Annotated in this window: 8 protein-coding genes; 6 read left to right on the forward strand and 2 right to left on the reverse strand. The window is 70.5% G+C overall.

What is annotated here, in order from left to right:
• Positions 1 to 101: 101 nt before the first annotated feature.
• Positions 102 to 875: a carbon-nitrogen hydrolase family protein gene (locus WBN91_RS37935; protein ID WP_337725092.1), complete on the reverse strand. Its 774-nt coding sequence runs from the start codon at positions 873 to 875 to the stop codon at positions 102 to 104.
• 29 nt (positions 876 to 904) lie between these two features.
• Here WBN91_RS37935 and WBN91_RS37940 point away from each other — a divergent pair, with 29 nt between their 5' ends.
• On the forward strand, positions 905 to 2,452 hold the full coding sequence (locus WBN91_RS37940; protein WP_337725091.1) for an ABC transporter substrate-binding protein: 1,548 nt from the start codon (positions 905 to 907) through the stop codon (positions 2,450 to 2,452).
• A 45-nt stretch (positions 2,453 to 2,497) separates the two neighbouring features.
• Positions 2,498 to 3,670 carry an aminotransferase class V-fold PLP-dependent enzyme gene (locus WBN91_RS37945; RefSeq protein ID WP_337725090.1) on the forward strand — a complete coding sequence of 391 codons (1,173 nt, stop codon included), beginning with the start codon at positions 2,498 to 2,500 and terminating at the stop codon, positions 3,668 to 3,670.
• Positions 3,671 to 3,724: 54 nt separating this feature from the next.
• On the opposite strand, the gene WBN91_RS37950 is transcribed toward WBN91_RS37945, so the two are convergent.
• Entirely contained in the window at positions 3,725 to 5,035 is a 1,311-nt protein-coding gene (locus WBN91_RS37950) for a M14 family metallopeptidase (protein WP_337725089.1), read from the reverse strand.
• Between the two features lie 302 nt (positions 5,036 to 5,337).
• On the opposite strand from WBN91_RS37950, the gene hisD reads away from it, so the two are divergent.
• The 4 genes from hisD to WBN91_RS37970 are packed head-to-tail and all read left to right on the forward strand — an operon-like array spanning position 5,338 to position 8,541.
• A complete protein-coding gene (gene hisD, locus WBN91_RS37955) occupies positions 5,338 to 6,678 on the forward strand; it encodes a histidinol dehydrogenase (protein ID WP_337725088.1) in 1,341 nt (446 codons plus the stop codon).
• Positions 6,675 to 7,778, forward strand: a complete 1,104-nt coding sequence (locus tag WBN91_RS37960; protein WP_337725087.1) for a histidinol-phosphate transaminase — start codon at positions 6,675 to 6,677, stop codon at positions 7,776 to 7,778. Before hisD ends, WBN91_RS37960 begins: the two co-directional genes overlap by 4 nt.
• 8 nt (positions 7,779 to 7,786) lie before the next feature.
• On the forward strand, positions 7,787 to 8,386 hold the full coding sequence (gene hisB / locus WBN91_RS37965; protein WP_337725095.1) for an imidazoleglycerol-phosphate dehydratase HisB: 600 nt from the start codon (positions 7,787 to 7,789) through the stop codon (positions 8,384 to 8,386).
• A complete protein-coding gene (locus tag WBN91_RS37970) occupies positions 8,386 to 8,541 on the forward strand; it encodes a hypothetical protein (protein WP_337725086.1) in 156 nt (51 codons plus the stop codon). Before hisB ends, WBN91_RS37970 begins: the two co-directional genes overlap by 1 nt.
• Positions 8,542 to 8,834 lie beyond the last annotated feature (293 nt).

An 8,834-nucleotide genomic window follows, 5' to 3' on the forward strand; every position in this document is an offset into this window, starting at 1 on the left:
GCCCTTCGGGCAGGCCATACGGTGGGGGAACCGAGGCCCTCCACTTGTAGGTAACACCTACCGCGCGCTCCGCGCGCAAAGAACCGCGCTTCGCGCGGAAACTACAGCCGTCGGTTGGCCAACACCGGAAGCGTGCGTCGAGCCTCCTCAACCGCCGAAACATCCACCTCAGCAACCAACACGCCCGCCTCACCCCCCAACTGCCCCACCACCGCCCCCAACGGCGACGCAACCGTGCTGTACCCCACACCCGTAGGCGCGCCGCCCAAATCCTCCCCAGGATCGGCCTGTCCACACGCGAGCACCCACGACGTGCAATCCAGCGCCCGCGCCCGCACCAACAACTCCCACTGCTCGCGCTTCCCCGGCCCCGCGCCCCAAGACGCACACACCAACACCGCCGCCGCGCCCTGGTCAGCCAACGCCCGAAACAACTCAGGGAAACGCACGTCGTAGCAGGTAGCCAACCCCAACGTCACACCCTCGACCTCAACCACCACAGGCTTCGACCCAGGCGCAACCGTGCGGGATTCCTCGAACCCGAACGCGTCATACAAATGGATCTTGTCGTACCCCACGTGCAACCCACCGCCGGTCACCAGCAGCGTGTTCGCGACCCGACCATCGGCAGCCGGCGTGAACATCCCCACCACCACAACCACGCCGGCCTCATCGGCGATCTCCCGCACAGCCGTCGCCCAAGGGCCGTCCAACGGCTCGGCCACCGGCCCCAAGGGCACCCCGAACCGGCACATCGTCGCCTCCGGGAACACCACGACCCGTGCGCCGGCCGCCTGGGCGACACCGGCTCGCACCAGGTCGAGGTTGGCCGTGGGGTCGGCGGAGGAGTTGATCTGGCAGAGCGCGACACGCATGGCACCCACTCTAGGTAGTGTCGGGTCTCGTGCGCTCCCTGTTGCCCCCGCTCGTACTAGTCGCCGTCCTCGCCGCCGCTGGGTGCACGGGGACGACGACACCGAGCGCCGAGGGCACTGCGGACGGGAGTTCGATCGTCCTGGCCGACAGCACCGAGCCCACCACGCTCAACCCGTTGCTGGGTTACGGCCGTGACGGCGTTTCCAAGATCTACGACGGCCTGGTCGAGCACCGCGCCGACCGCTCGTTGAGGCCCCGGCTGGCCGCCGACCTGCCGCAGCCCTCCGCCGATGGCCTGAGCTGGACTGTTCGGCTGCGTGACGACGTGAAGTTCACCGATGGCACGACCTTCGGTCCCGAGGACGTCGTCGCCACCTACCGCGCCCTGCTGGACCCGGCGCTGGGCGCTACCGAGCGGTCCGCGTTCCCCGTGTTGACGGGCATCGAGCAGCTTGACGTGCACACCGTGCGGTTCGCGTTGGCCAAGCCGTGGGCGGCGTTTCCGCACCAGCTGGTGCTAGGGGTGCTGCCGAGCGAGGCGTTGGCCGGGGTCGCACTGAAGGACGTCAAGCCCATCGGCACCGGCCCGTACAAGCTCGCCGACTGGCGCAAGGGCGACCGGATGGTGCTGGAGTCCAACCCCGCGCACTTCGGCGGAGAACCCAAGATCCGCAAGCTGACCGTGGTGTTCGTGGCCGATGACAACACGCGGGCGCAGCGGTTGCAGGCGGGGGAGTTCGACGGTGCCGAACTGCCGCCCCGGCTGGCGTCCGGCTTCGCCAACACAGGTGGCATGCGGGTGGTCACCCATCGGTCCACCGACCTGCGTGGCATCACGTTGCCGACCGGGCCGGTGACCGGGGACCCGGCGTTGCGGATGGCGTTGAACCACGCGGTGAACCGCAAGGGGATCGTGGACAACCTGTTGGGCGGCAAGGGTTCTCCGGCCAGCACGCCCATCCCGGACACGCTGCCCGAGTACTACGACCCGACCGCGTCCTTCGCCTACGACAAGGCGCAGGCCGAGTTGCTGCTGGACCAGGCGGGCTGGGTGCGCGGCGCGGACGGCCTGCGTGCGCGGGACGGCGTGCCGGCCCGGTTCACGTTGATGTTCCCGACCGGCGACGTGGTGCGGGCCGACTTGGCGACGGCGTTCGCGGCGGAGGCCAAGGCGGTCGGTGTGGACGTCCAGTTGGCCGGGTTGAGCTGGGAGGCCATCACGCCGCGCCTGGGCACGGACGCCCTGCTCTACGGCGGCGGCTCGCCGTTCGACCCCGACCTGACCACCTACCCCGCCCTGCACACCGGCAACCCGTGGGGCTACTCCAACGCGCAGGTCGACGCCCTGCTGGACACCGGTCGCACGCTCCTGGACCCGGCGCAGCGCGCGGCGGCGTACCGGCAGGTGCAGCGCGTGTACCTGGCCGCGCCGGCGATGGTGGTCGTGGCGGCGGTGCAGCACACGTACGTGGTGCGGGAGAACTGGACCGGGTACCAGGAGGTCGTGGACCCGTACACGCACGGCGCCCTGTCGTGGGGGCCGTGGTGGAACTTGGAGCTGTGGACGCCCCGCTAGCTCATCGGGTAGACGTGGGATGACACGACTACCGGGGAGGGCGACGTGATCGACCTGGCCGCAGTGCGCGAGGACACCCCCGGTGCCGCCGAGCGGGTCTTCCTGGACTCGGCGGGCTCGTCCCTGCCGCCCCGGCAGGTGCTCGACGAGGTGGTCTCCCACCTGCGCCGGGAAGCCGAGATCGGTGGCTACGTGGCTGCCCGCGAGCGCGCCGACGACCTGGCGGCGGGCTACGAGGTCTTCGCGCGGCTCATGGGCGCCGAGCCGGACGAGATCGCCTTCACCGACAGCGCGACCCGGTCGTGGCTGGCCGCCTTCGACGCCGTGCCGCTGGGGCGGGGCGACCGGGTGCTGGTCACCGAGGTCGAGTACGCGGGCAACGCCATCCCCATCCTCCACCGGGCGCGGGAGGTCGGTGCCGAGGTGGTGACCGTCCCGTCGGACGCGGTGGGGCAGGTGGACGTCGAGGCCCTGACCGCGGTGCTGGACGAGCGGGTCAAGCTGGTGTCCCTGGTCCACGCGCCCACCAACGGCGGCCTGGTCAACCCGGTCCGGGAGGTCGCCAAGACCGCCCACGACGTGGGTGCGCTGGTCCTGCTGGACGCCTGCCAGTCCCTGGGGCAGATGCCGGTCCGCGCCGACGACCTGGACGTCGACATCGTCTCGGCCACCGGCCGCAAGTGGCTGCGCGGACCGCGCGGCACCGGCGTCCTGGTGGTCCGGCGCAGCGCCCGCGACCGCCTCCGCCCGAGGCTGGTGGACCTGCACAGCGCGGAGTGGACCGGCCCGGACGAGATCGAGCTGCGCTCGGACGCCCGGGTCTACGAGCTGTGGGAGACGAGCGTGGCCGACCGGCTCGGCCTGATCGCCGCCGCCCGGTACGCGCTGGACCTGGGCATCGACGAGATCCGCGCCGAGGTGCGGGCGCGTGCCGAACGCCTGCGTGCGGGGCTGGCGGAGGTGCCCGGGGTGGAGGTGCGGGACATCGGGGCCGAGCTGTCGGGGATCGTGACGTTCACGGTCGAGGGGCACGAGGCGGTGGCGGTGCGGGAGCACCTGGCCCGGCACGACGTGGTGGCCACCAGCAGCCACCTGGGATCGACCCGGATCGACATGACCCGGCGCGGGCTGGAGGGGGTGGTGCGCATGTCGCCGCACTACTTCGTGTCGCCCGAGCAGGTGGACGAAGCCGTGGCGGTGGTGGCCGCGCTGACCTGAGCGGCGCTGACCTGAGCGGCGCGGGTTCGGGCGACGAACCCGCGCCGCCGAGCGTCAGCAGGTGCGGCTGATGATGCGGGGCACGCAGTCCGAGTAGGACAGGAACAGCTCGACCGCGCTGTCGTTGCGCGCGGTCTGGGTGGCGATGACGGTGTCACGCGGGTAGAAGCCGCCACCGCCCGAGCCGGTCGGGTACATCTCGAAGGTGTAGCTCCAGATCTTGTGCGCGCCCCACATCCAGTCGCCGATGCTGCCGTCGGTGATGTAGAGGTCGCTGGACTGCTGCGGCGTGTACCCGTTGAGCGCCGCCATCCGCCTGCCCAGCGTGGAGAACGCGCTGGCCTGCGTCGAGTCCAGGCCCGGAGCGGTGTCGTTGTAGGTGTAGCCGTACGGCCACAGGATCAGCTCCGAGTAGGTGTGCCAGTCGATGTGCGTCTTGATCTGCTGCACGCCGCCGACCACGCGGGTGTTGACGAAGTCGCGGACGCGCGCGACCTCGGGCGCCGAGAACGCCGACGGGCCGCGGTAGGTCTCGCTGGACCCGCTGCTGCTCGACCCGCCGCAGCAACCCCACTGGTAGCCGAAGTTGCGGTTGGGGTCGGTGCCCACCGCGGTGGAGTTGGGCTGGCGGTTCTTGCGCCACGACCGGAACGAGCCGGTGGCGATGTCGTACTCCACGCCGTCCGGGTTGACCATCGGGACGACCCAGATCTCGCGGGTGTCCACGAGGTTCTTGATCGTCGGGTTGGTGGTGTAGCCGTCGGTGTACTGCTTGATGATCCGCAGGCACATCTCGACGGTCAGGTGCTCCCGGGCGTGCATGTTGCAGGTGAACAGCACCTCGGGCTCGGCCTCGTCCACGCCGGGGTTGTCGCTGATCTTCAGCATCCACAGCTCGCGGCCCTGGTAGGACTTGCCGATCGTGGACAGCCGCACCAGGTTCGAGTGGTCGGTGACGGTCTGGTTCAGCTCGGTGACCGTCTCCTGGAAGTTGTGGTAGCCGGTGTAGCCGGACGGGAAGTCCTGGGCGCCGACCTGCGGGTCGGTGAAGTCGGCCTTGCCCAGCGCCGCGAGCTGGGCGTCGTAGTCGCCGAGGTCCTTGACGCGCAGCCCGGTGGCGCGCAGCGCCCACTGCTGCCGGGGCTCGGCGACGACGGTGAGCGTGTCGCCTTCCTGTCCGAGGACGTCCACCCCGGTCCGGGCGACGCGCGTCCGGGCCTCCGGTGTGGCCGCGGTGACCTCGAAGACGGTCCGCTCGGGGGTTTTCGTGGTGCTCGACTGGGCCGCCCCGGTGTGCAGGGGGAGTACCAGGGCCAGGCACGCACCGAACGCGGCGGCCGTCAGGCCGCGCCGCTTGGGTGACATTGCTCCTCCATCATCAGCAGGGTTTGCGACGGAGTGGTGCCTACGCAGCGTGGCGCGGGGGTTACGGATCGGCATAGCCGCCGTTTGTCGGTTCGTCGCCCTCGGGGGCGGCTGACAGTTGACAGGTCTGGACGAGGCGGCCGAACGGAGCGGTCCGTGCGGCTGATCGGTCCTGTGTCCGCCACTCCCGCCGGGTCGTCCCCGAGGCGGCCCGCCGGCCGTGACCGAACGCACGTTCCGGCACGTGGACGTTCCGGGGCCGGCCTGCGGTGGGTTGCGCCGGACGGCTTACCCTTGAGGTCATGCTCAACCGCATCGACCTGCGAGGTCGGATCCCGTCACCGGCAGAACTGCGCAGCGCGCTGCCGCGCGCCGAGGTGGACGTGGACGCGGTTCTGCACCATGTGCGGCCCATCGTGGACGCGGTGCGCGAGCGGGGTGTCGAGGCCGTCCTGGAGATCACCGAGCGGTTCGACGGGGTGCGGCCCGAGCGCGTGCGGGTGCCGGTGGCCGAGCTGGACCGGGCGCTGGCCGAGCTGGACCCGGCCGTGCGGGAGGCGCTGGAGGAGTCCATCGCGCGAGCCCGCAAGGTGCACGCCGACCAGCGGCGCACCGACACCACGACCCAGGTCGTGCCCGGCGGGACGGTGACCGAGCGCTGGGTGCCGGTCGCCCGCGTCGGTCTGTACGTGCCGGGTGGCCTGGCCGTCTACCCGTCCAGCGTGGGCATGAACGTCGTGCCCGCGCAGACCGCGGGCGTCGAGTCGCTGGTGGTGTGCTCGCCGCCGCAGGCCGAGTTCGGCGGGCTGCCGCACCCGGCGATCCTGGCCGCCGCCGCGCTGCTGGGCGTCACCGAGGTGTGGGCGGTCGGCGGCGCGCAGGCCGTGGCGCTGCTCGCGCACGGCGGCGTGGACACCGACGGCGCCGAACTGGCCCCGGTCGACCTGGTGACCGGTCCGGGCAACATCTACGTCACCGCCGCCAAGCGGCTGCTGCGCGGTCTGATCGGCATCGACTCCGAGGCCGGTCCCACCGAGATCGCGGTGCTGGCCGACGAGACGGCCGACCCGGTGCACGTGGCCGCCGACCTGATCAGCCAGGCCGAGCACGACACGCTCGCGGCGAGCGTCCTGGTGACCACGTCGGAGGCGTTGGCGGACGCCGTGGACGCCGAGCTGGAGCGCCAGGTCGGCGCCACCAAGCACACCGAGCGCATCCGGACGGCGTTGCGCGGCGAGCAGTCCGGCACGGTCCTGGTGTCCACTGTGGACGACGGCCTGGCGGTCGTGGACAACTACGCCGCCGAGCACCTGGAGATCCAGACCGCGAACGCGCGCGAGGTGGCCGCCCGCGTGCGCGCCGCCGGCGCGATCTTCGTGGGTGCGCACTCCCCGGTGTCCCTGGGCGACTACTGCGCAGGTTCCAACCACGTGCTGCCCACCGCCGGCTGCGCACGGCACTCGTCGGGCCTGTCGGTGCAGACGTTCCTGCGCGGCATCCACGTCATCGACTACAGCGAGGACGCGCTGCGCGAGGTCGCCGACAAGGTCGTGGCGCTGGCCAACGCCGAGGACCTGCCCGCGCACGGCCAGGCCGTGACGGCGAGGTTCTCCGAGGGGTTCTCCGGGGGGTTCTCCGGATGAGGCCTGTTGGAGACCGGGTGGAGTTGGCCGACCTGCCCCTGCGCGAGGACCTGCGCGGACGCACGCCCTACGGCGCGCCGCAGCTGGACGTGCCCGTGCGGCTCAACACCAACGAGAACCCTTACCCGCCGTCGGACGAGTTGGTCGCCGAGGTGGTCGCCGAGGTCGCGGAGGTGGCCGCCGAGCTGCACCGCTACCCGGATCGGGACGCGGTGGCGCTGCGCGAGGACCTGGCGGCGTACCTGAGCGAGTCGACCGGCGTGCCGCTGCTGGCTGGGAACCTGTGGGCCGCCAACGGGTCCAACGAGATCTTGCAGCAGATCCTCCAGGCGTTTGGTGGTCCGGGACGGACTGCGCTGGGGTTCGAGCCGTCGTACTCGATGCACCCGATCATCGCCGCCGGCACACGTACCGAGTGGGCGCCCACGCCCAGGCGTGCCGACTTCTCGCTGGACACCGACAAGGCGGCCGAGATCGTCGCCGAGCGGCAGCCGGACGTGGTGTTCGTGACCAGCCCGAACAACCCGACCGGGCAGAGCGTGCCCGTGGAGGAGCTGCGGGGCCTGATCGAGGCCGCGCCCGGGATGGTCGTGGTGGACGAGGCCTACGCGGAGTTCTCGTCGCGCCCGTCGGCCGTGCGGCTCTTGGCGGACTACCCGGAGAAGCTCATCGTCAGCCGCACCATGAGCAAGGCGTTCGCGTTCGCCGGTGGCCGCTTGGGCTACCTGGCCGCCGCACCGGCGGTCGTGGACGCGTTGCAGCTGGTGCGCCTGCCCTACCACCTGTCGGCCCTGACCCAGGCGGCAGCGCGCGCGTCACTGCGGCACGCGGCGGAGACGTTGGGCTCGGTGGCCAGGCTGGCCGCCGAACGCGACCGAGTGGTCGAGGTGCTGGCGGGCTTGGGCTTCGACGTGGTGCCCAGCGACGCGAACTTCGTGCTGTTCGGGTGGTTCGAGGACGCGCACGCCACGTGGCGCACGTACTTGGAGCGCGGTGTGTTGATCAGGGACGTCGGTATCGCGGGTCATCTGCGGGTGACGGTCGGGACTCCGGAGGAGAACGACGCGTTCCTCGCGGCGAGCAAGGAGGTTGGCCGGTGAGCCTGAGTCTGAGCAGGGTCGGCAAGGTCGAGCGGACCACCAAGGAGTCGTCGGTGTACGTCGAGGTCGACCTCGACGGCACCGGGCAGGTCGAGATCAGCACGGGCGTCCCGTTCTACGACCACATGCTCACGGCGTTGGGCGTGCACGGGTCGTTGGACCTGGTTGTGCGGGCGACGGGTGACGTGGACATCGACGCTCACCACACCGTCGAGGATGTCGCGATCGTGCTGGGGCAGGCGCTGCGGGAGGCGTTGGGGGACAAGGTGGGGATCAGGCGGTTTGGCGACGCCTGGATTCCGATGGACGAGACCTTGGCTCATGCGGCTGTGGATGTGTCGGGGCGGCCTTACTGCGTGCATGTGGGTGAGCCGGCTGAGTTCAACACGTTTACTATCGGGGGGAACTACCCGTTCGTGTTGAATCGGCACGTGTTTGATTCGCTGGCTTTTCATGCGGGTATTGCGTTGCATGTGCGGGTTGAGTATGGGCGGGATCCGCATCACATTGCGGAGGCGCAGTTCAAGGCTATTGCTCGGGCGTTGCGGGCGGCTGTGGAGGCGGATCCTCGGGTGGGTGGGGTGCCGTCTACCAAGGGTGTTCTCTGATGCCCAAGGAGTATGTGGTTATCGGGTTGCTGGCCTTGGCCGGGTTTTTGATCGGTGGGGTTTATAGCACGTGGAAGACGGCTAAGGCGTTTGCGGTGGTGTTGGGGGTGCTGGCTGTGGTCGCGGTTGGTGGCGCGATCGCCTGGCTGGTGTGACCCTCGGTTGTGCGGTTCGTCGCTCGTGGTGCTCGTCGTGCGTGTGGTGCCTTGGTCGTGTGGTTCCTGGCTGGTGTGGTTCCTCGCTAGGCCGTAGGCGTGGGTTTGTCGGTCCCCTGTGAGATCATGGAAGCGGGGGCCGGAGGCCGCGCCCGTGGCGGTTTTGCGAGCCCGCAGGCGTGTTCGGCTTGAGCGCGGATCGTTGCGTTTTCAAGCTCAAAAGCGCCTGCCGGCGGGCGAACCACCGATGGGGGGTGAAGGGCGTCGGTTCCCCCACCGCATGACCCGGCGGA

Source organism: Saccharothrix sp. CCNWYY140 (assembly GCF_037401995.1).
In the GTDB taxonomy this organism is placed as follows: Bacteria; Actinomycetota; Actinomycetes; order Mycobacteriales; family Pseudonocardiaceae; genus Actinosynnema.